The sequence below is a fragment of the Nonomuraea corallina genome (genome assembly GCF_027620315.1).
Lineage (GTDB): Bacteria > Actinomycetota > Actinomycetes > Streptosporangiales > Streptosporangiaceae > Nonomuraea > Nonomuraea corallina.
The window spans coordinates 32,931-52,709 of the sequence record NZ_JAPNNL010000020.1; the positions used below are offsets into that span (position 1 = coordinate 32,931).

A 19,779-nucleotide genomic window follows, 5' to 3' on the forward strand; every position below is an offset into this window, starting at 1 on the left:
CGCGGTGGTGTCGCCTAGTGGCCGAGGGCGCACGCCTCGAAAGCGTGTGATGGGGCAACTCATCCGTGGGTTCAAATCCCACCACCACCGCCACCCGAAAGGCCCCCGCACCGAGCGGGGGCCTTTCGCTTTCCCGGGCTCCGCCCGGGGATGTCGCCGCGGAGCCGGAAAAGGAAAAGGGCCGCGATGCGCGGCCCTTTTACTAACTAGGTAGTTCAAGAACTCGGGCGTGCAGGATGGATCGCTGATGCAGAGCCGCCCGCAGCGCCCGATGCAGGCCGTCTTCGAGATAAAGCTCCCCCTGCCACTGCACGACATGCGGAAAGAGATCACCGTAGAACGTGGAATCGGCGGCGAGCAGCGAATGCAGATCCAGCATGGCCTTGGTGGTGATCAATGAGTCGAGCCGGACCTGCCGCGGTGGTATCTGAGCCCAGTCGCGGTTGGACAGGCCATGTTCGGGATAAGGCCGTCCGTCGCCGACCATCTTGAAGATCACCCCACCGATTTTAGGAGAGAATCCGCACGCTCGCTGCTCACCTCAGCTCCGCGCCCTCGCACCGGGCCGGATCCCCGGTGTCGTATCCGAGCTGGAACGCAGCCATCCGCTGCTTCGAGCTGCCGTGCGTGAACGACTCCGGATCGACCCGGCCGCCGCTGCGTTGCTGGATCCGGTCGTCGCCGACCGCAGCCGCCGCGTCGAGCGCCTCGGCGATGTCGGTCGTGGTGAACTCCTTGGCGTAGAAGCCGCCCTCGTAGGCGTTCTTGGCCCACGCGCCGGAGTAGCAGTCGGCCTGCAGCTCGACGGCCACCGAACTGCCGGACTCGAGGGCGCCGAGCAGGTTCTGCACGTGGTGACCGTACTCGTGGGCGATCACGTACGCCTGCGCGAACGGGCCGCCCTTGGCCCCGAAGCGCGACTTCAGGTCGTCGAAGAAGGTCAGGTCCAGGTAGACCCGCTGGTCGCCGGGGCAGTAGAACGGGCCGACGGAGGAGTCGGCCGCGCCGCAGGCGGTGCGCACCCCGCCGGAGTAGAGCACGGTCTTGGCCGCCCGGTACTCCGCGAGCTCGGTCTTCCAGTAGTCCTGGATGCTGTTGACCACGCCGACGACCTGGCACTTCTCGGTCTGGTCGGCGTCCTTGCCGGTGCGGCACTCCTCGGCGAGGTTCGCGGGAGGCTGCTGCTGGGCCGGCTCGGCGCCCCCGCCGACGTTGTTGAGCACGAAGACCAGGACGAGCGCGATCAGGCTGACGATCCCGCCGCCGCCCACGACCATGCCTCCGGGGAACCTGCCACCGCCCCCGCCGCCTCCACCGCCGCGGTCCTCCACCTGTGAAGCGTCGAGGTTGACGTCGTCCTTGAAGTCCATCGCCGGGTGTCCTTTCGTGGGGGATGCGCCGTGACTGCTTCCCTCAGGACAGGTCATGATTCCTGGGCGCCGGCCAGCTGCTCCCGTACTCGCGCGTACGTGATCGAAACTGGTCAGTTATCTCCAGGTAACACAGAACGTGAAGGCTGGCCGCCGAAGGAGGCGACAGCCTTGGAGATCGATCACACGAGCATGGAGAACGCCGGGAAGGCGATTCACGGCGAGGGCGCGGACCTGTCCAGGAAGATGGCCGGTCTGCGCGGCGAGCTGGTGTCGCTCATCCCGTACTTCGGGAACCCGGGAAGCGACGAGGCCGCGAGGACCTTCCGCCGGGGCGCCGACGGCCACCCCGGATTCGACAGCGCCTATGAGGACCTGACCACGGCGATGGACAACATGGTCAAGGCCTACCAGGACATCGGCACGGCTGTCGTGTCCATGAGCAAGAACGTCAAGGCGGCCGACTGGGCCAGCATGATCAAACGGAACGCGTCCGTGCGGGATCTGGTCACCTACGGCGACCGTGAGAACGACGAGATCAGCGTGCCCACCACCCCGGTGGAACGGGCCTGAGAGGAGGCGCGCATGGCCCTTGGTCTCGCGAGCAAGGTCGCCCTGGGCGGCATGGCCGGTGCCGGTCTCGCCGGGGCGCTGGCTCCCGAGGTGCTGTTCGGCATCTCCTATCTAGAAGGCGACCCGGAGCGGATCCGCCGGGCGGCCGACGTCCTGGACGAGATGGCCGACGCCGTCGACGAGCATTTCCGGGAGGCGAACGACGCCGCCCAGACGGTCTGGACGAAGAGTTCGGACAAGGCGGTCGACGAGTTCAAGCGGTTCTGGGAGCAGGAGTACGGGCCCGCGCTGTTCGCGGTCTCCGTCAAGCACCGCAACGCGGCCAACGCCTGCCGGGCCTACGCCGACGTCATCGAGAAGGTCAACCACGCGCTGCACGTGCTGTGCTGGATCCTGACCGTCGACATGATGTACACCATCGGCTATCAGGTCTACACCTGGAAGCTGTTCCAGATGATCATGAAGCGGCAGGCGATCCTGCTCAAACTGAGCGCCCATCGGTTCGTCACCCTGCTGCTGCCCACCTTCGCCTACTGGGTGGCCGACAGCGTCTCGTACGCGACGGGCTCGGTGGTGCTGCCCCTTGGCCTCAACTACGTGGGCGGCATCGAGACCGACCTGGCCGGCAAGGACGTCAGGTCGCTCGACCACAACCTCACGTCCTTCCGCGAGCACTTCGTGGCGAACATGGCCTTCAACGGGGTCATCGACGGATCGGGAGCGCTGATGGCGAAGGTCCCCGGACTGCGCACCCTCACCACCAACATCCCGCTGCCGAACGGCAAGCTGCTCAACACCGGGAACTTCATCCCCCGGATGGCCGCCTCGACCACGTACTCGGTGGCCCTGGACGTGCAGCGCGGCGACAACCCGCTGCCCGGCACGGAGACCGGGCTGACCGAGCAGGAGATGTACCAGAAGTTCATCGTGCACGGGACGCGCAGCCTGATCCCGCGCATCTGAGCGGGGGCCGGCTAGCGACCGCGGCCCTCCTCCAGGTAGGGCCGCGTCACCCGCATGAGGTGCCGCGCCGCGTCCTCAGCCGCGCGGTGCGACAGGTCGATGATGGTCTGGGCCAGTTCCTGCGAGCTCATCCGCATCGCCCGCGGGTCGATGTGCAGCGCGGTGAGCTGCCCGGACGCCGACACCCTCACCTTGATCTTGTCGTCGGGGGTCGCCGCTCGGCCGGCGACCCCGTCGACCTCGCCCATGACGTCGGAGAACTGCCTGGAGTTCGCCTTGAACTCCGCCATGATGCGGTCGAGCTCGGGGTCACCGGTGTGGAACTCTCTTTCGGCCATGAGGCATTGTCCCGATCAAGGATTTCCATCACGCTACGAAAGCGAAACGGACAGGCATGTTCAGACGCCCACGTAGGCCGCAAGGTGCTCGCCGGTGAGGGTGGAGCGGGCGGCGACGAGGTCGGCGGGCGTGCCCTCGAAGACGACCCGGCCGCCGTCGTGGCCGGCGCCGGGGCCGAGGTCCACGATCCAGTCGGCGTGCGCCATGACCGCCTGGTGGTGCTCGATGACGATGACCGACTTGCCGGCGTCGACCAGCCGGTCGAGCAGACCGAGCAGCTGCTCCACGTCGGCGAGGTGCAGGCCGGTCGTCGGCTCGTCCAGGACGTAGACGCCGCCCTTGTCGGCCAGGTGGGTGGCCAGCTTGAGCCGCTGCCGCTCGCCGCCGGACAGCGTGGTGAGCGGCTGGCCGAGGCTGAGATAGCCGAGCCCGACGTCGGCGAGCCGGCCGAGGACGGCGTGCGCGGCCGGCGTGCGGGCCTCGCCCTCGGCGAAGAACTCCAGGGCCTCCGTCACGGCCATCGCGAGCACCTCGCTGATGTCGCGTCCGCCGAGGCGGTACTCCAGCACCGCCGCCTGGAACCGCTTCCCCTCGCACTCCTCGCAGGTGGTCGCCACGCCGGCCATCATCCCGAGGTCGGTGTAGACGACGCCGGCGCCATTGCAGTCGGGGCAGGCGCCCTCGGAGTTGGCGCTGAACAGCGCCGGCTTCACGCCGTTGGCCTTGGCGAACGCCTTGCGGATCGGGTCCAGCAGCCCGGTGTAGGTGGCCGGGTTGCTCCGCCGTGAGCCCTTGATCGCGCTCTGGTCGACGTGGACGACACCCGCGGCGGCGGGGATCGAGCCGTGGATCAGCGAGCTCTTGCCCGAGCCGGCCACGCCGGTGACCACGCAGAGCACCCCGAGCGGGATGTCGACGTCGACGTTCTGAAGGTTGTGCCGGGTGGCGCCGCGGATCTCCAGCGCGCCCGTGGGGGTGCGCGGCTTCGGCTTGAGCGACGCGCGGTCGTCGAGGTGGCGGCCGGTGACGGTGCCACTGGCCCGCAGTCCCTCCACGGTCCCCTCGAAGCAGATGGCGCCGCCCGCCGCGCCCGCGCCGGGGCCGAGGTCGACGACGTGGTCCGCGATCGCGATCGTCTCCGGCTTGTGCTCCACGACCAGGACCGTGTTGCCCTTGTCACGCAGCCGCCGCAGCAGGTCGTTCATCCGCTGGATGTCGTGCGGGTGCAGCCCGATCGTCGGCTCGTCGAAGACGTACGTCACGTCGGTGAGCGCGGAGCCCAGGTGGCGGATCATCTTGGTGCGCTGGGCCTCGCCGCCCGACAGCGTGCCCGCCGACCGGTCCAGAGAGAGGTAGCCCAGGCCGATCTCCACGAACGAGTCGAGGGTGTGCAGCAGCTTGCCGAGCAGCGGCGCCACCGACGGCTCGTCGAGGCCGCGTACCCAGTCGGCGAGGTCGCTGATCTGCATCGCGCAGACGTCCGCGATGCTGAGGCCCGCGATCTTCGAGGAGCGGGCCTCCTCGCTGAGCCGGGTGCCGTCGCACTCCGGACAGGTGGTGAAGGTGACGGCCCGGTCCACGAACGCCCGGATGTGCGGCTGCATCGCCTCCCGGTCCTTCGACAGGAACGACTTCTGGATCTTGGGGATCAGGCCCTCGTACGTGAGGTTGACGCCTTCGACCTTGACCTTGGTCGGCTCCTTGTGGAGGAAGTCCTGGAGCTCCTTCTCGGTGTAGTCGCGGATCGGCTTGTCCGGGTCGACGAAGCCCGACTTGGCGTAGACCTGCACCGTCCAGAAGCTGTCGGACTTCCACCCGGGGATGGTGAACGCGCCCTCGGCCAGCGACTTGGAGTCGTCGTAGAGCTGGGTGAGGTCGATGTCGGAGACCGAGCCGCGACCCTCGCAGCGCGGGCACATGCCGCCGATGCGGGTGAAAGTCGCCCGCTCGGTCTTGCGCGCCCCGCGCTCGACCGTGATCGCGCCGCTCGCCCGTACCGTCGGGACGTTGAACGAGAACGCCTGCGGAGAGCCGAGGTGCGGCTCGCCGAGCCGGCTGAAGAGGATGCGCAGCATCGCGTTGGCGTCGGTGGCGGTGCCGACGGTGGAGCGGGGGTCGGCCCCCATCCGCTGCTGGTCGACGATGATCGCGGTCGTCAGCCCGTCGAGCACGTCGACCTCGGGCCGGGCCAGGGACGGCATGAAGCCCTGCACGAAGGCGCTGTAGGTCTCGTTGATCAGTCGCTGGGACTCCGCGGCGATCGTGCTGAACACCAGCGAGCTCTTGCCCGAGCCGGAGACGCCGGTGAACACCGTCAGCCGGCGCTTGGGGATCTCGACGCTGACGTCCTTGAGGTTGTTCACGCGTGCGCCGTGCACCCGGATCAGGTCATGGGTGTCGGCGGCGTGCGGCTCGGTCGGTCGCGTGTCCGTTCTCGCGCTCATGCCTGTCGTGTCTCCATCGTTCGGCTCGTTCGTTCCGCGGCTTCCGGTCCGATCAAACCAGTTTCGCCCCCGTCGCTTCGAGTGACTGGCTGATCGTCCGGATCAGCGGGCTTCCTGGATGCGGATCAGGTTGCCCGCGGGGTCGCGGACCGCGCAGTCGCGCACCCCGTACGGCTGCTCGGCCGGCTCCTGGACGACGTCGACGGAGCGGGACCGCAGCCGCTCGAACAGCCCGTCGAGGTCGGGGGTGGCCAGGACGACGCCGGCGTAGGTGCCCTTGGCCATCATCTCGGCGATGGTACGGCGCTCCTCGTCGGTGAGCCCGGGATCACCGGCGGGCGGCTGCAGGACGATGCACGTGTCGGGCTGGCCGGCCGGGCCCACCGTGATCCAGCGCATCCCGTCGTACCCGACGTCGTTGCGCACCTCGAAGCCGAGGCCGTCGCGGTAGAAGACCAGCGACGCCTCAGGGTCGTCGTGCGGGAGGAAGCTCGCGTGAATGGTGATGTCCATGCCTGACACGCTAGGCCCGGCGCGCGGACGGCGCTTCTCGATTCCTGACCGGTACCGGCCGGTCGGGGGCCGGCGCGACCGGCTTTCACCCGGCTTCGACCGGCTCGGTGGCACGGGCGAGCACGTCGCGGATCAGGGCGACCACCTCGTCCGGGGTGAAGTCCATGGCGTTCTCGCCGACGGTGACCTCGAAGGAGCATCGGCCCGGCTCGGATGCCGACCGCACCCGGCCCCAGAGCTGGATGCCCCGTTCGGCGAGGAGCGCCTCACCGGCCCGCTCGACCGCGCGCCGGTCGGCGGGCAGGTGGACGTGGAACAGCGGGGTCTGCGGCGGGTCCGGGTAGGCGCGGGCGGCGCCGTCGGCGTTGATCGCGGCGGCGAGGGCGATGGCGTGCTCGCGATAGCCGGGCATCTCGTCGGCCAGCGTGTCGAGGTGGACCAGCGCGGCCAGGGCGAGCGGCCAGGCGTCGCGGATGCCGCCGCCGAGCCGCTGCCGCCACACCCGCGCCACGTCCACGGTGGCCGCGTCGGAGGCGAGCACCGCGCCGCGCACGCCCTGCAGACTCTTGTAGAGGGAGACGTAGACGGTGTCGAACAGGTCGGCGATCTCGTCGAACGGCCGCCGGTAATAGGTCTGGGCCTCCCACAGCCTGGCCCCGTCCAGGTGCGCGGCGGCGCCGGTGGCCCGCACGAGCGCCACCTGCTCGCGCAGCTCGTCCCAGCCGGGCAGCAGGCCGCCGAGGTCGCGCTGCGGAAGCTCCCAGACCACCGCCGCCAGCGGTTCGCCGATCGCCGCGAGGTCCTCGGCCGTCATCAGTTCGTGCGGGTCGCCGGTCGCGCGGAACCGCAGGCCGTGGACGGCGTTGTAGCCCTGCTCCTCCCACACGTGCAGGTGGGTGTGCGGGTGGGCGGCGAACGTGCGCCGGCCGCGCCGGTCGGCGTGCACGCGCAGCGCGGTCTGCTGAGCCATCGTGCCGCTGGGGAAGAACAGCGCGCACTCCTTGCCGAGCAGTTCGGCCATCCGCCGCTCCAGCACCGCGACGGGACCCTCGGGGCCGTCGGCCGGGGTGTCGTCGTCCACCAGGGCCAGCATCCGCTCCAGCATCCTGCGCGGCCCCCGCCGGATCGGCGCGTGCAGGAACAACGACCGCCGGATCGGCGTGCCGGCATCGGTCATGACGGGACCTCCCATACTTATTGCAATAGATGTGCAATAAGTATGGGCCTCGGCCGGCCATGCCGCAGGCCGTGGAGGCCCGGGCCCATTCATGGGACGGTGACGTTCTCCACCGTCCGACGACGGCGCCGGTCTCGTCGTCGGCGGTCACGGTGGCCGGCGGGAGACATGCCAGGGCCGGACATAGCGAAAGGGGCCGACTTGGATGGGGTCGGCCCCTTCGCGTTCACTGCCTCAACCAGGCGCGGAGGATGGGGGATTTGAACCCCCGAAGGGTTGCCCCTTACACGCTTTCCAAGCGTGCGCCCTCGGCCACTAGGCGAATCCTCCGCCGACGAGCTTACCGGACTCCCCGGGGTCCCGTGACCACCATTTTGGTGGCAGCGAGTACTGCGCGCGTGTGGATAGACTGTCCCCGGACCCCTCGCGCGGCGTCATCCTGTGAACCTCCCCAGGGCCGGAAGGCAGCAAGGATAAGCGGGCTCTGGCGGGTGTGCGAGGGGTTCCTTCGTTGGGAGCCCCTCGCAGGCGGGATGGTCGCATGAGCCTTGCGCTTTACCGCAAGTACCGACCCGGCACCTTCGCGGAGGTCAAGGGTCAGGAACACGTCACGGACCCGCTGCGGCAGGCGCTGCGCACCGGCCGCATCAACCACGCCTACCTCTTCAGCGGCCCGCGCGGATGCGGCAAGACCTCCAGCGCGCGCATCCTGGCCCGGTCGCTCAACTGCGAGAAGGGCCCGACTCCTGACCCGTGCGGCGTGTGCGACTCGTGCGTGGCGCTCGCCCCCACCGGCCCCGGCCACCTCGACGTCATCGAGATCGACGCGGCCTCGCACGGCGGCGTCGACGACGCCCGCGACCTGCGTGAGCGGGCGTTCTTCGCCCCCGTGTCGGCGCGTTTCAAGATCTACATCATCGACGAGGCGCACATGGTGACCCGCGAGGGCTTCAACGCGCTGCTGAAGCTCGTCGAGGAGCCTCCGCCCCACCTGAAGTTCATCTTCGCGACGACCGAGCCGGAGAAGGTCATCGGCACGATCAAGTCGCGCACGCACCACTACCCGTTCCGGCTGATCCCCCCGGCGACGCTGCGCGCGCTGCTGGAGGAGATCCTCGCCGCCGAGAACGTCCCGTACGAGCCCGCCGCGCTGCCACTCGTCGTCCGCGCCGGCGCGGGCTCGGCCCGCGACTCGCAGTCCATCCTCGACCAGCTCCTCGCCGGAGCCGGCGACGACGGCATCACCTACGCCCGCGCCGTCTCCCTGCTCGGCTACACCGACGCCGACCTCCTGGACGAGGTGGTCAACGCGTTCGCCGCCCGCGACGGCGCCCAGGTCTTCCAGACGGTCAACCGGGTCGTCGAAGGCGGCCACGACCCCCGCCGCTTCGCCTCCGACCTGCTCGAACGCTTCCGTGACCTGGTCATCCTGGCCAACGTCCCCGAGGCGGCGACCAACGGCCTGCTCGACCGGCCCGCCGACGAGCTGGAGCGGCTCGTCCAGCAGGCGTCGTCGATGGGGCCGGCCGAGCTGACCCGCGCGGCCGAGATCTTCAACGCGGGCCTGACGGAGATGCGCGGCGCCACCTCGCCCCGCCTGCTCCTGGAGCTGATGTGCGCGCGGGTGCTCCTCCCGGCGGCGGAGCAGGGCGAGGCGGCCCTGCTGGCCCGCCTGGAGCGCCTCGAACGCGGCGGCGCCGTCGCGGGCATGGCCGCCCGCGCGGTCCCGTCGCGCGGCCCTTCCCCTTACGGAGCCGCCGGTACGGGACCCGCGGGCGATGGCGCGGCCGCGGCTCCCGGACATCAGCAGCCCGGTGCCTCACCCGCGGCAGGGCCGGGATCCGTACCGCAGGGAGGTTCTGGCGCCGGCCCGGCGGATGGGCCGGGCACGGTGGCCACGCCCAGCGGTCAGGCGCTGGACGCGGCGACGGAGGGCGGTCCGGCGCAGGACCGGTCCCGGTCGGTGCGCGCCGGGCAGACCGATGAGCGGGCCGATGACGACTGGCCCGAGCCGGCCCGGCCGGGCGGCGGGTCCGCGCACGGCGGCCGGCCTCGGTCCGGAGGGCAGGCATCGGGCGGGCCGTCGCACGCGCACGGCGGCCAGGCTTCCGGCGGCCAGGTGCCTGGGCAAGCTCCTGGTGGGCAAGCTTCTGGCGGCCAGGTGCCCGGTGGGCAGGCGGGTGGCGGCATGGCCACGGCGGGGCTGCAGCAGCAGTGGCCCGCGGTGCTGGCGGCGCTCAAGCAGCGCAGCATCGTCGTGTGGGCGAACGTCAGCACCAACGCCCAGGTGGTCGGGGTCGAGGGAAACCTGGTGACGCTCGGGTTCACCCAGATCGGCGCGATGAAGAACTTCACCGGCGGCGGCAAGGACGCCGTCGTGGCCACGGCGCTCGCCGACGTGCTGGGGGGCACGTGGCGGGTCGAGGCCGTGGTCGGCAACGGGCCTCCGCCGTCTCGCGGAGGCAACCCCGGTGCTCCTGCCGGACCTGCGGGTCCCGGCGGTTCCGCGTACGGCCCCGGCGGCGGCGCCGGTTCTCCCGGATCGTACGGTTCCGGCGGCGCCCCAGGGCCTCACGGCCCGGGCGGCGCTGCCGGCGAGAACCGGCCTGGGGGTGGCGCAGGGCCGTCCGCTGCCGCCGGGCCCGGACCGCAGGGCGGCTCCGGGGGCGAAAACGCGATGACCCCCGGCTCCCCAGGGCACGGGCCGGCACATCCGGCCACCGGCGGAGGCTCCCTGGCGTCCGGTGCCCCCGGCGGACCCATGGCGGCCGGAGGCGCGACGGCGGGTGCCCCTGGCGGGTCCGTTGCGGCCGGAGGGGCGACGACGGATGGGCCTGGCGGGTCCATGGTGCCCGGAGGCGCACCTACAGAGGGTGGGCCTGGCGGGTTCGCGGGCGGTGGTGCGGGTGGCTTCGGGACTGCCGGGGGCGCGTCGGATGGTTCGGCTGCCGGGGGCGGGTCGGTGGCCGGCGGTTCTGTGACTGCCGGCGCGGTGCTTCTCGCGGATGTGCCCGGCGGGTCCGGGGTTGCCGGTGGTGCGGGCGCCTTCGGAGCGGCCGGGAGTGTGCCGGGTGTCTCCTCAGCGGCTGCGGGCGTGCCGGTGTCCGGTGGAGCCGTGGCGGCCGAGGGTGTACCGGCGGTCGGGGCGCACGGTGGTCCAGCGGCGGCCGGAATTGTGCAGGCCGGGGGGTCTGCGAGGCCGACGACGGACGAGTCCTGGCCGTCCGCTCCTGATGATCCCGGGCTCGGTTCTCCGCCCACGCCGGATCCGTCACAGGCGGCTCCCAAGAGCGGGATGGCCGGGACCGGGCTGGCTGCCGCCCGTTCGGCGGCCAGGGCGGCGGCGCAGGCCGGCCCCCGGGTCGCGGCCGCCCGGCACGGCAGTGGCGCGGGCGGATGGCCGAGCGCCATCCCGAAGCGGGGCAACGCCGCAGACGCCGATGAGGTGGACCCGCTGAACGACGCCGACGCCGACGTGGACGAACTGTCGGGGATGGCACTCCTGGAGCGGGAGCTGGGCGCCAAGGTCATCGGCGAGATCGACCACACCTGACCCGAAGACGACGCGCCCGGCGGGTCGGCCTCACCTGACTCGGAAAGCTGGGTGCTGGCGGCCGCGGGTAGTGAGTCGGCCTCGGATGGCCCCGGTGGGAAGGCGGTCAGGGGGTGTGGAGGCGGGCTCGGGCGGCGGCGGCGCGGGGGTCGGCCTGGGGGAGGTCGAGGGTGAGGCGTTCGAGGAGCTGGAAGTCCTCGCGGCCGTTCGTCGTCTGGGCGTACGCCCACAGATGGTCCGGGGCGCCACGCTGGAGGAGGCAGGTGCGTACCTGGACTTCCAGCTCGTCGCGTTCGCGCCGGATCTGCGGGGACTCGGAGCGGGGCAGCAGGGGGCCGGGGTAGGCGCGGGCGAGGGAGGCGGGGTCGCCGGCGGCGAGGAGGCGGCGCAGGTCCAGGAAGTCGGCCTCGACGGGGCAGGTCAGGTGGTACGGCTTGGCGCCTATGGGCACGTCGAGGTGGGTGCGCAGGCGGTGCATCTCGGCGCGGATGGTGACCGGGTTGCCGGCGTCGCCGTACAGGTGGAAGGAGAGCTGTTCGGCTGTCAGGCCGCGCGGGTGGAGGGCCAGGATGGCGAGGATCTCGGCGTGACGGAGGGAGAGCGGCACCTTGCGCCCGCCGACGATGGCGGTCGGCGGGCCGTCGCCGAGGAAGGTCAGGGCGAGCGCGGAGGCGGCGCGGGTCTGGGTGGCGCGCAGCAGGTAGCCGTCGGAGAAGGGCTCCAGCCGCGCCACCCGCCCGTCGCGCAGGATCAGGCACTCGCCGTTGGCGGGCAATGGGACGCGTGGCCCGAGCTGGCCGGAGGGGTCGCCGGCGATGACCCGGCCGCCGGCGGAGAGCAGCACGGCGGGGCGGGCGCGCAGCGACTCGTAGCGGCGGCGCAGCGACTCGTCGTGCTCGTGCATGCGGAGCGCGAGCCGGGTCTCGGCCAGTTTCGCGGTGGCGTCGACCAGGGCGGCGGTGGCGGGGTGGAGGGCCGGCGCGGTGCCGCTGACGCCGACGCAGCCGAGAAGCCGGTCGGCCTCCGGGTCGACGATGGGCGCGGCGGCGCCCGACCAGGCGTGGAGCACGCGCATGAGGTGTTCCTCGGCGTAGACGTGCACGGGCCGCCGGAGCGCGAGGGCGGCGCCGATGGCGTTGGTGCCGGCGGCGTCCTCGGTCCAGCGGTGGCCGCGGGCGAGCCCGACCTCGTCGGCGCGGCCCATGGTGGCGGCGTCGCCGTCGCGCCACAGGATCACGCCGTCGTCGCCGGTGAGGACCAGGAGGTGGCCGCCCTCGTCGGCCACCGGGCGCAGGGTTCGCGTGATGAGGGGGAGCAGGGGCCGCAGCAGGTGGGACTCGAACGCCTCCCGCGCCTGGGCGGGGTGCTGGCAGGCGGGGGCGCGGGGGGCGTCGGGATCGATGCCGGCTTCCAGGGATCGCAGCCAGGAGTCGCGGACGAGCGGGCGCGGGCCTCCCGGGGTGGGGGCGGCGGTCGTGTCTTCGTGCGCGTCACGCAGGCGGCGGGAGCATGCGTCAAGGTGAGCGTAACTCATCGGCCACTCCAAGTAATCGTCCCCCCAAGGGAGCATCGGTGCTGGGGCGCCGCCCGCGCAAGCGGTTCCGGGGATTGCTCACGGTGACTGGACGATGGCAACGTGTGTGCAACGTCACTGTGGATAGCGTTTCGGGGTACCGCGTCGACGTGGTGCGACCGCTCCGGTCGATGCGATCGGCCGGGTCCTGGACGCTGGAGGGGGGCCGGGACCCGGCCATGATCGTGTCCGGATTCATGGTCCTTGGGCGAAACACCTCTATGGCTCCAGTACATGCCGAGGCACAAACCCCGTAGGCTCGTGGCAGTCAAGAACGCGGAGCCACGAGGAGCGCACGACGGTGAACCCAGGGGATGTCAACCTGCAGCAGCTGCTGGAGCAGGCCCAGCTCATGCAGCAGCAGCTCGTGAGTGCCCAGCAGGAGCTCAACGACGCGCAGATCGAGGGCTCGGCCGGCGGCGGGATGGTCACCGCCGTGGTCAACGGCTCGGGCGAGCTGCTCGAGCTCAAGATCGATCCGAGTGTCATCGACGCCGGGGACCCGCAGGACACCGCCGACACGATCGCCGACCTGGTGATCGCCGCCGTGCGCGACGCCGTCAGGGCGGCCGGCGACCTGCAGCAGGAGAAGCTCGGCCCGCTGGCCCAGGGCCTGGGCGGCGGCGGTCTCGGTCAGCTGCCAGGGTTCTAGCGATGTACGAAGGGGTCGTCCAGAACTTGATCGACGAGCTGGGCCTGCTGCCCGGCGTCGGTCCCAAGAGCGCGCAGCGCATCGCCTTCCACCTGCTGGCGGCCGACCCGGCCGACGTCAGGCGGCTGGCCCACGCGCTGCTGGAGGTCAAGGACAAGGTCCGGTTCTGCCGGGTGTGCGGCAACGTGGCCTCCGAGGAGGAGTGCCGCATCTGCCGCGACCCGCGCCGCGACATCCACGTGATCTGCGTGGTGGAGGAGTCGAAGGACGTCGTCGCGATCGAGAAGACGCGCGAGTTCCGCGGCACCTACCACGTGCTCGGCGGGGCCATCAGCCCGATCGACGGCATCGGCCCCGACGACCTGCGGATTCGCGAGCTCATGACCCGGCTGGCCGACGGCCGGGTGACGGAGCTCATCCTCGCCACCGACCCCAATCTCGAGGGTGAGGCGACGGCTACCTATCTCGCCCGTCTGGTCAAGCCGATGGGTGTGAAAGTGACACGACTGGCCAGCGGTCTGCCTGTGGGCGGCGATCTCGAGTACGCCGACGAGGTGACCTTGGGCCGCGCGTTCGAAGGACGGAGGCTGCTGGATGTCTGACGACGAGTGGGGAGCGCTGGCGGAGGAGATCGCCGGCCACGCCCAGAACTACGTGGACGGCCTGGAGAGGGTCGCGGGCGGCGAGGGAGGCGACGCGATCTGGTCGCTGCTCCTCGTCGAGGTCGCCCAGGTCAGCCTGGCGGGCGCCAAGCTCGGCGCCAACCGCGACGTGATCCTGTCGGGCAACTACGAGCCGCCGCTGAGCGAGGGTCCCGACATCGACGAGGTCCGCACCGCCCTGGCCGAGCGGCTGGGCCCGGTCGACGACTACGCCGAGGTGTTCGACCCGTACAAGGACACCGGGGTGACTCCCTACCGCCTGTCCGACGACCTGACCGCGGTCGCCGCCGACCTCATCCACGGGCTGCGCCACTATCAGGCGGGCCGGCCGCACGAGGCGCTGTGGTGGTGGCAGTACTCGTACTTCAACACCTGGGGCAACCACGCGGGCGCGGCCATGCGCGCGCTGCAGGCCCTGGCCGCGCATTCGCGGCTCGACGTGGCCGAAGAGGTCACCATGGGCTAGGTGTCCACATAGTGGTTGGCGCAGCGGTGCCATGAGACGGCGCAAGTAGACTGGGCTCTCACAGTCCAGACCGGGAGACTCTCGTGGCGCTCGTTGTGCAGAAGTATGGTGGTTCGTCCGTCGCTGACGCGTCCTCCATCAAACGCGTGGCGCAGCGCATCGTCGCGACGAAGAAAGCCGGCAACGACGTCGTCGTCATCGTCTCCGCCATGGGCGACACCACCGACGAGCTGCTCGACCTGGCCGAGCAGGTGTCGCCGCTGCCGCAGGGCCGCGAGCTCGACATGCTGCTGACCGCCGGCGAGCGCATCTCGATGGCGCTGCTGGCGATGGCGATCGCCAACCTCGGCCACGAGGCGCGCTCGTTCACGGGCTCGCAGGCGGGTGTGATCACCAACTCGACCCACGGCAAGGCGCGCATCATCGACGTGACGCCGAGCCGCATCCGGGAGGCCATCGACCAGGGCCACATCGCGATCGTGGCCGGCTTCCAGGGTGTCTCGCAGGACACCAAGGACGTCACCACGCTCGGCCGCGGCGGTTCCGACACCACCGCGGTCGCGCTGGCGGCGGCGCTCGAGGCCGACGTGTGCGAGATCTACACCGACGTCGACGGCATCTTCACCGCCGACCCGCGCATCGTGCCCGCCGCCCGCCGCATCCCGCGCATCTCGTACGACGAGATGATGGAGATGGCGGCCTGCGGCGCGAAGATCCTCCACCTGCGCTGCGTCGAGTACGCTCGCCGCTTCGACCTGCCGATTCACGTACGCAGCTCCTACAGCAACAGGGAAGGCACGTGGGTCGTCTCCGACCCCTACTCCGAAGGAACCGAGATGGAGCAGCCGATCATCTCCGGCGTCGCACACGACCGGAGCGAGGCCAAGATCACTGTTGTCGGGGTCCCCGACAAGGTCGGTGAGGCTGCCGCGATCTTCAAAACCCTGGCCGACGCCGAGATCAACATCGACATGATCGTGCAGAACGTCTCGGCCGCGGCGACGGGCCGCACCGACATCTCCTTCACGCTGCCCACGACCGACAGCCAGACGGCCCTCACGGCGCTGAAGAAGATCCAGGCCAGGATCGGCTTCGAGTCGCTGCTCTTCGACGACCAGATCGGCAAGGTGTCGTTGATCGGCGCGGGCATGCGTTCCCACCCCGGCGTCACGGCCACGTTCTTCGCGGCCCTCGCCGACGCGGGGGTCAACATCGAGATGATCTCCACCTCGGAGATCCGGATTTCCGTCATCGTCGGGCAGGACGACGTGGACTCGGCGGTCGCCGCCGCCCACCACGCCTTCGACCTCGACGCCGACCAGGTCGAAGCCGTTGTTTATGGAGGTACTGGACGATGAGCAGGCCCACCCTGGCCCTGATCGGCGCGACCGGCGCCGTGGGCACCGTCATGCGCGACATCGTCTCCACGCGTGACGACGTCTGGGGCGAGATCCGCCTGGTGGCCTCCCCGCGCTCGGCGGGCAAGGTGCTGCGGGTGCGCGGCGAGGACGTGGTGGTGCGGGCGCTGGCGCCCGAGGTGTTCGACGGCGTCGACATCGCCATCTTCGACGTGCCCGACGAGGTGTCGGCCGAGTGGGTGCCGATCGCCGCGCAGCGCGGCGCGGTCGTCATCGACAAGTCCGGCACGTTCCGCATGGACCCCGACGTCCCCCTGGTGGTGCCGGAGGTCAACCCCGGTGACGCGCGCGACCGGCCGCGCAACATCATCTCCACGCCCAACTGCACCACGCTGTCGATGATGGCGGCCATGGGCGCCCTGCACGCCGAGTACGGCCTGCGGGAGCTCGTGGTGGCCTCCTACCAGGCGGTGTCCGGCTCCGGCGTGGCGGGCTCGGCCCGGCTCTACGACGAGATCGAGGCGCTGGCCGGCGATCGGTCGATCGGCCAGACGGCGGGCGACGTGCGCAAGGCGCTGGCCAACAAGCTGCCCGACGAGTCGCCGTTCCCGGCGCCCGTCGCGTTCAACGTGGTGCCGTGGGCGGGCTCCTACAAGGACGGCGGCTGGGCCTCCGAGGAGCTCAAGCTCCGCAACGAGTCCCGCAAGATCCTCGGCATCCCCGACCTGAAGGTCTCCGCGACCTGCGTCAGGGTGCCGGTGATCACCACCCACTCGCTGGCCGTGCACGCCCGCTTCGAGCGTGAGATCACCGTGGCGGACGCGCACCGGGTGCTGGAGGCGGCGCCGACGGTGGTCCTGATGGACGACCCCGCCAACGGCGTCTTCCCCACCCCGGCCGACGTGGTGGGGACGGACCCGACCTATGTGGGCCGGGTCCGCCAGGCGGTCGACTTCCCCAACACGCTCGACCTGTTCGTCTGCGGCGACAACCTCCGCAAGGGCGCCGCGCTGAACGCGGCCGAGATCGCGGAGCTGGTCGCCACGGAGTTCTGATCGAACGGCCGGGGCGCGGGCCTGTCACCGGAAGAGGATGTCCCAGTGGTCTCCTTCGTCGGCGTAGACGGTGCCTGACGGGGAGCGGTACAACCGGGCTCCGTCACCCCGCGTTCCGGCCGGGTCGGCGATCTTCTTGATGTAGCGGTCGATGCACGCGTTGTGCCCGATGTCGAGCTTGTGGCCGCTGCCGTGGCTGTAGGCGCCGGGCGCGTGCCCGGTCTCGGTGCCGCCGGTGATGGTGACGGGGCAGCCGCTGCGCCTCTTGAGCGTGACCACGCGCTGCACGGTCGCGGTGCGTACGGCGTCGAGCGAGGTGCAGTGGCGCACGTGCCGGTTCGTGCAGCCGCCCGACGAGGTCAGGCGCAGGCCCGCCTCCTTGAGCCAGCGGGTGGCGTGGCCGTGCGACAGGGTCACCATCGCGTGCCTGGGCCTGGCCCGGTGCAGTTGCACCCGGGTCTTCCCCGCCGCCCGCGCACGGTCGCGGGCGGCCTCGTGGAGCGCCCTGTACATGCGGTCCTTGTACGAGCGGTGCTCGACGGACGGCCGTCCGGTGTCGTGAGCGCGCCACTGCGGGCGTCCGGTGTCGTGGGTGTTCCACTGTGGACGTGCGGTGTCGCGGTTGTTCCACTGCGGGCGTGCCGTGCTGCGGGTGTTCCACTGCGGGCGGCCGGTGTCGCGGTTGTTCCACTGCGGGCGTGCCGTGCTGCGGGTGTTCCACTGCGGGCGGCCGGTGTCGCGGTTGTTCCACTGCGGGCGGCCGGTGTCGCGGTTGTTCCACTGCGGGCGTCCCGTGTCGCGGGTGTGCCACTGTGGACGTCCGGTGCTGCGGGTGTGCCACTGCGGGCGGCCGGTGTGCTGCCTGCGGTGGCGGTGCTGCTCGCGGCGAGGGGCCTGCGAGCGGGTGCCGTAGTGCGGGCGGTCGCGGTACGCGCCGTCCCGGTAGGCCATCCTCCCGGCCGTGTCGTCGTACGCGCCGCCGTCCAGGTCGTCGGCGCCCGAATCGAGGCCGACGATCCAGCGGGGAGCCGGGAACGTGTCCTCGAAGCGCATGATCGACGCCGGTTCCTCTCCCGGGTCTTCCCCGGGCGCTGTCGGAGTGGCGGAGGCGGCGGTGGCCATGGCGATTATGGAGATCTCGATAGCAAAGAGCGCGACCACACAGGGCCGCACCGTCCTACGTATCCACATGTTTGTGCCTATTCGCGGAATAGCCCTCCCGCTGGAAACATCAATCCCACGGTTCACACCGGATGACCCCTGTCACACCGGGATCTTTGCTCTGTGTCTGCGATCACCGTGCGGGTTCATGACCTAACCCGGCATCAAGCCGTAAAGTGACGAACGTGTCCGAAGCCCGAAGCCGTGGATCGGAGAGCACCCGGGAGGTCATCGTCGCGACGGCCCTCCGGCTGTTTCGGGAGCGCGGCTTCGAGGCGACCACGATGCGGGCCATCGCCGCCGAGGCCGGGGTGTCGGTGGGCAACGCCTACTACTACTTCGACAGCAAGGAAGCGCTGGTCCAGGCGTACTACGACCGTGCCCAGGCCGAGCACGAGGAGGCCTGCCGCGCGTTGCTCGCCACCGAGAGCGCCTTCGCCGCCCGGCTGAGCGGCGTGCTGCGGGAGTGGGTGCGGGTCTCGGAGCCGTACCACGCGTTCGCGGTGAAGTTCTTCAAGCACGCGGCCGAGCCGACGAACCCGCTCAGCCCGTTCAGCGCGCAGTCCTCGCCGGCCCGCGAGGCGTCGATCGGCATCTACCGCCAGGTGGTGGAGGGCGCGACCGACCGGATGGACGCCGAGCTGCGCGAGGAGCTGCCGGAGCTGCTCTGGCTGCTGTCGATGGGCATGGTGCTGTTCTGGGTGCACGACACCTCGGACGGGTGCGCGCGCACCTACCGGCTGATCGAGGTGACCGTGCCGCTGGTGGACCGGCTCGTGGGCCTGTCGCACCTGCCGGGGCTGCGCGGGATCACCAAGGACTTCATCGCCGCGGTGCACGAGCTGCGGGCGTAGGCGTACCACATACCGGTTGGTATGGTGCGAGGCATGACGCAGAACTGGGGCATGACCATTCCCTTCTACGACCGTTCCCTCGCGGCGTCGCAGCGGCTGATCGAGGAGCTGCCCGCGCTCGGGTACACCGACCTGTGGTCGGCCGAGGTGAACGGCGTCGACGGGTTCACGCCGCTGGCCCTGGCCGCGCAGTGGGCGCCGGGGGTGCGGCTCGGCACCGCCATCGTGCCGGTCTCGACCCGCGGCCCCGGGCTGCTGGCGATGTCCGCCGCCACCGTGGCGGACCTGGCGCCGGGACGGTTCGTGCTGGGCATCGGCTCGTCCTCGCCGGCCATCGTGGAGCGCTGGAACGCGATGGACTTCACCAAGCCGTACGCCAGGACCCGCGACACGCTGCGCTTCCTGCGCGCGGCGTTGGCCGGCGAGAAGGTGTCGGAGACCTACGAGACGTTCACCGTCAAGGGGTTCAGGCTGGAGCGGGCCCCCGAGGTCGCGCCGAAGATCGTGCTGGCCGCGCTGCGGCCCCGGATGCTGCGCCTGGCCGCCGAGGAGGCCGACGGCGCGATCACCAACTGGCTCTCCCCGGACGACGTGCGCAAGGTCCGCGCCGAGCTGCGGCCCGAGACCGAGCTGATCGCCCGCCTGTTCGTGTGCGTCAGCGAGGACGCCGACGCGGTACGCGAGCGCGGCCGCTGGATGCTGGCCAGCTACCTCACGGTGCCCGCCTACGCGGCCTTCCACGACTGGCTGGGCCGCGGCGAGCTGCTGCGGCCGCTGCACGAGGCGTGGGCCGCCGGCGACCGCAAGGCCGCGCTCCAGGCCATCCCGGATGAGGTCGTGGACGCGCTCATCGTGCACGGCGACGCCGCGACCTGCCGGGCCAGGATCCAGGAGTACGTGGACAACGGGCTCGACACGCCCGTGCTGGCGCCGATCCCCGGGGAGACCCCGATCGACCAGGCGGTCCGCGACCTCGCGCCGAAGGGCTGACCCCGCCGCGTCCCGCGCCGCGCCGTTCGGGCATCCGGCCGCGCGCCGGGCGTGAGGAACCAATCTCCTCCGGTAA

The 19,779-nt window shown here is 71.1% G+C and carries 17 protein-coding genes, 2 tRNA genes, 1 other RNA gene and 1 pseudogene; 12 read left to right on the forward strand and 9 right to left on the reverse strand.

The window, feature by feature from the left end:
- The first annotated feature begins 3 nt into the window (after positions 1 to 3).
- A tRNA-Ser gene (locus OUY22_RS08040) sits at positions 4 to 93 on the forward strand.
- 109 nt (positions 94 to 202) lie between these two features.
- Here the strand turns inward: OUY22_RS08040 and OUY22_RS08045 are convergent.
- Complete coding sequence (locus OUY22_RS08045) at positions 203 to 499, reverse strand: type II toxin-antitoxin system VapB family antitoxin (protein WP_270154174.1); 297 nt, start codon at positions 497 to 499, stop codon at positions 203 to 205.
- A gap of 37 nt (positions 500 to 536) precedes the next feature.
- Positions 537 to 1,370 carry a KPN_02809 family neutral zinc metallopeptidase gene (gene ypfJ / locus OUY22_RS08050; protein ID WP_270154175.1) on the reverse strand — a complete coding sequence of 278 codons (834 nt, stop codon included), beginning with the start codon at positions 1,368 to 1,370 and terminating at the stop codon, positions 537 to 539.
- A 171-nt stretch (positions 1,371 to 1,541) separates the two neighbouring features.
- Between ypfJ and OUY22_RS08055 the strand changes: the two genes are divergently transcribed.
- Together OUY22_RS08055 and OUY22_RS08060 are read left to right on the forward strand one after the other, a co-directional pair.
- Entirely contained in the window at positions 1,542 to 1,943 is a 402-nt protein-coding gene (locus OUY22_RS08055; RefSeq protein ID WP_270154176.1) for a hypothetical protein, read from the forward strand.
- A 12-nt stretch (positions 1,944 to 1,955) separates the two neighbouring features.
- Entirely contained in the window at positions 1,956 to 2,906 is a 951-nt protein-coding gene (locus OUY22_RS08060; RefSeq protein WP_270154178.1) for a hypothetical protein, read from the forward strand.
- A gap of 11 nt (positions 2,907 to 2,917) precedes the next feature.
- On the opposite strand, the gene OUY22_RS08065 is transcribed toward OUY22_RS08060, so the two are convergent.
- The 5 genes from OUY22_RS08065 to OUY22_RS08085 all read right to left on the reverse strand — a co-directional run bounded on the left by OUY22_RS08065 (position 2,918) and on the right by OUY22_RS08085 (position 7,709).
- Positions 2,918 to 3,244 carry a YbaB/EbfC family nucleoid-associated protein gene (locus OUY22_RS08065; RefSeq protein WP_270154179.1) on the reverse strand — a complete coding sequence of 109 codons (327 nt, stop codon included), beginning with the start codon at positions 3,242 to 3,244 and terminating at the stop codon, positions 2,918 to 2,920.
- A gap of 60 nt (positions 3,245 to 3,304) precedes the next feature.
- Positions 3,305 to 5,689, reverse strand: coding sequence for an excinuclease ABC subunit UvrA (locus tag OUY22_RS08070; protein WP_270154180.1), 2,385 nt, complete (start codon positions 5,687 to 5,689; stop codon positions 3,305 to 3,307).
- 102 nt (positions 5,690 to 5,791) lie between these two features.
- Positions 5,792 to 6,202, reverse strand: a complete 411-nt coding sequence (locus tag OUY22_RS08075) for a VOC family protein (protein ID WP_270154181.1) — start codon at positions 6,200 to 6,202, stop codon at positions 5,792 to 5,794.
- Between the two features lie 85 nt (positions 6,203 to 6,287).
- Positions 6,288 to 7,379, reverse strand: a complete 1,092-nt coding sequence (locus OUY22_RS08080; protein WP_270154182.1) for a threonine aldolase family protein — start codon at positions 7,377 to 7,379, stop codon at positions 6,288 to 6,290.
- 245 nt (positions 7,380 to 7,624) lie between these two features.
- Positions 7,625 to 7,709, reverse strand: a tRNA-Ser gene (locus OUY22_RS08085).
- Positions 7,710 to 7,793: 84 nt separating this feature from the next.
- On the opposite strand from OUY22_RS08085, the gene ffs reads away from it, so the two are divergent.
- Both ffs and OUY22_RS08095 read left to right on the forward strand, forming a co-directional pair.
- Positions 7,794 to 7,892, forward strand: an RNA gene (gene ffs, locus OUY22_RS08090) — signal recognition particle sRNA small type.
- 28 nt (positions 7,893 to 7,920) lie between these two features.
- Positions 7,921 to 10,119, forward strand: a pseudogene (locus tag OUY22_RS08095) (DNA polymerase III subunit gamma and tau); the annotation flags it as partial.
- Positions 10,120 to 11,038: 919 nt separating this feature from the next.
- Here the strand turns inward: OUY22_RS08095 and OUY22_RS08100 are convergent.
- Positions 11,039 to 12,466, reverse strand: coding sequence for a helix-turn-helix domain-containing protein (locus OUY22_RS08100; protein ID WP_270154183.1), 1,428 nt, complete (start codon positions 12,464 to 12,466; stop codon positions 11,039 to 11,041).
- A 340-nt stretch (positions 12,467 to 12,806) separates the two neighbouring features.
- On the opposite strand from OUY22_RS08100, the gene OUY22_RS08105 reads away from it, so the two are divergent.
- From OUY22_RS08105 to OUY22_RS08125, 5 genes are all read left to right on the forward strand, one after another.
- On the forward strand, positions 12,807 to 13,157 hold the full coding sequence (locus OUY22_RS08105; RefSeq protein ID WP_270154184.1) for a YbaB/EbfC family nucleoid-associated protein: 351 nt from the start codon (positions 12,807 to 12,809) through the stop codon (positions 13,155 to 13,157).
- A 2-nt stretch (positions 13,158 to 13,159) separates the two neighbouring features.
- On the forward strand, positions 13,160 to 13,759 hold the full coding sequence (gene recR / locus OUY22_RS08110) for a recombination mediator RecR (RefSeq protein ID WP_270154185.1): 600 nt from the start codon (positions 13,160 to 13,162) through the stop codon (positions 13,757 to 13,759).
- Positions 13,752 to 14,285, forward strand: coding sequence for a DUF5063 domain-containing protein (locus OUY22_RS08115; protein WP_270154186.1), 534 nt, complete (start codon positions 13,752 to 13,754; stop codon positions 14,283 to 14,285). The genes recR and OUY22_RS08115 overlap by 8 nt, the downstream gene beginning before the upstream one ends.
- An 83-nt stretch (positions 14,286 to 14,368) precedes the next feature.
- Positions 14,369 to 15,643, forward strand: a complete 1,275-nt coding sequence (locus OUY22_RS08120) for an aspartate kinase (RefSeq protein WP_333486630.1) — start codon at positions 14,369 to 14,371, stop codon at positions 15,641 to 15,643.
- A complete protein-coding gene (locus OUY22_RS08125; protein ID WP_270154187.1) occupies positions 15,640 to 16,698 on the forward strand; it encodes an aspartate-semialdehyde dehydrogenase in 1,059 nt (352 codons plus the stop codon). The genes OUY22_RS08120 and OUY22_RS08125 overlap by 4 nt, the downstream gene beginning before the upstream one ends.
- Before the next feature lie 24 nt (positions 16,699 to 16,722).
- Here OUY22_RS08125 and OUY22_RS08130 read toward each other — a convergent pair whose 3' ends face one another.
- Positions 16,723 to 17,751, reverse strand: a complete 1,029-nt coding sequence (locus OUY22_RS08130) for a hypothetical protein (protein ID WP_270154188.1) — start codon at positions 17,749 to 17,751, stop codon at positions 16,723 to 16,725.
- A gap of 293 nt (positions 17,752 to 18,044) precedes the next feature.
- On the opposite strand from OUY22_RS08130, the gene OUY22_RS08135 reads away from it, so the two are divergent.
- The gene (locus OUY22_RS08135) at positions 18,045 to 18,713 is read left to right on the forward strand and encodes a TetR/AcrR family transcriptional regulator (protein WP_270154189.1); all 669 of its coding nucleotides are present in this window, start codon (positions 18,045 to 18,047) and stop codon (positions 18,711 to 18,713) included.
- 33 nt (positions 18,714 to 18,746) lie between these two features.
- Positions 18,747 to 19,703 carry an LLM class F420-dependent oxidoreductase gene (locus OUY22_RS08140; protein WP_270154190.1) on the forward strand — a complete coding sequence of 319 codons (957 nt, stop codon included), beginning with the start codon at positions 18,747 to 18,749 and terminating at the stop codon, positions 19,701 to 19,703.
- The last annotated feature ends 76 nt before the right edge of the window (positions 19,704 to 19,779 follow it).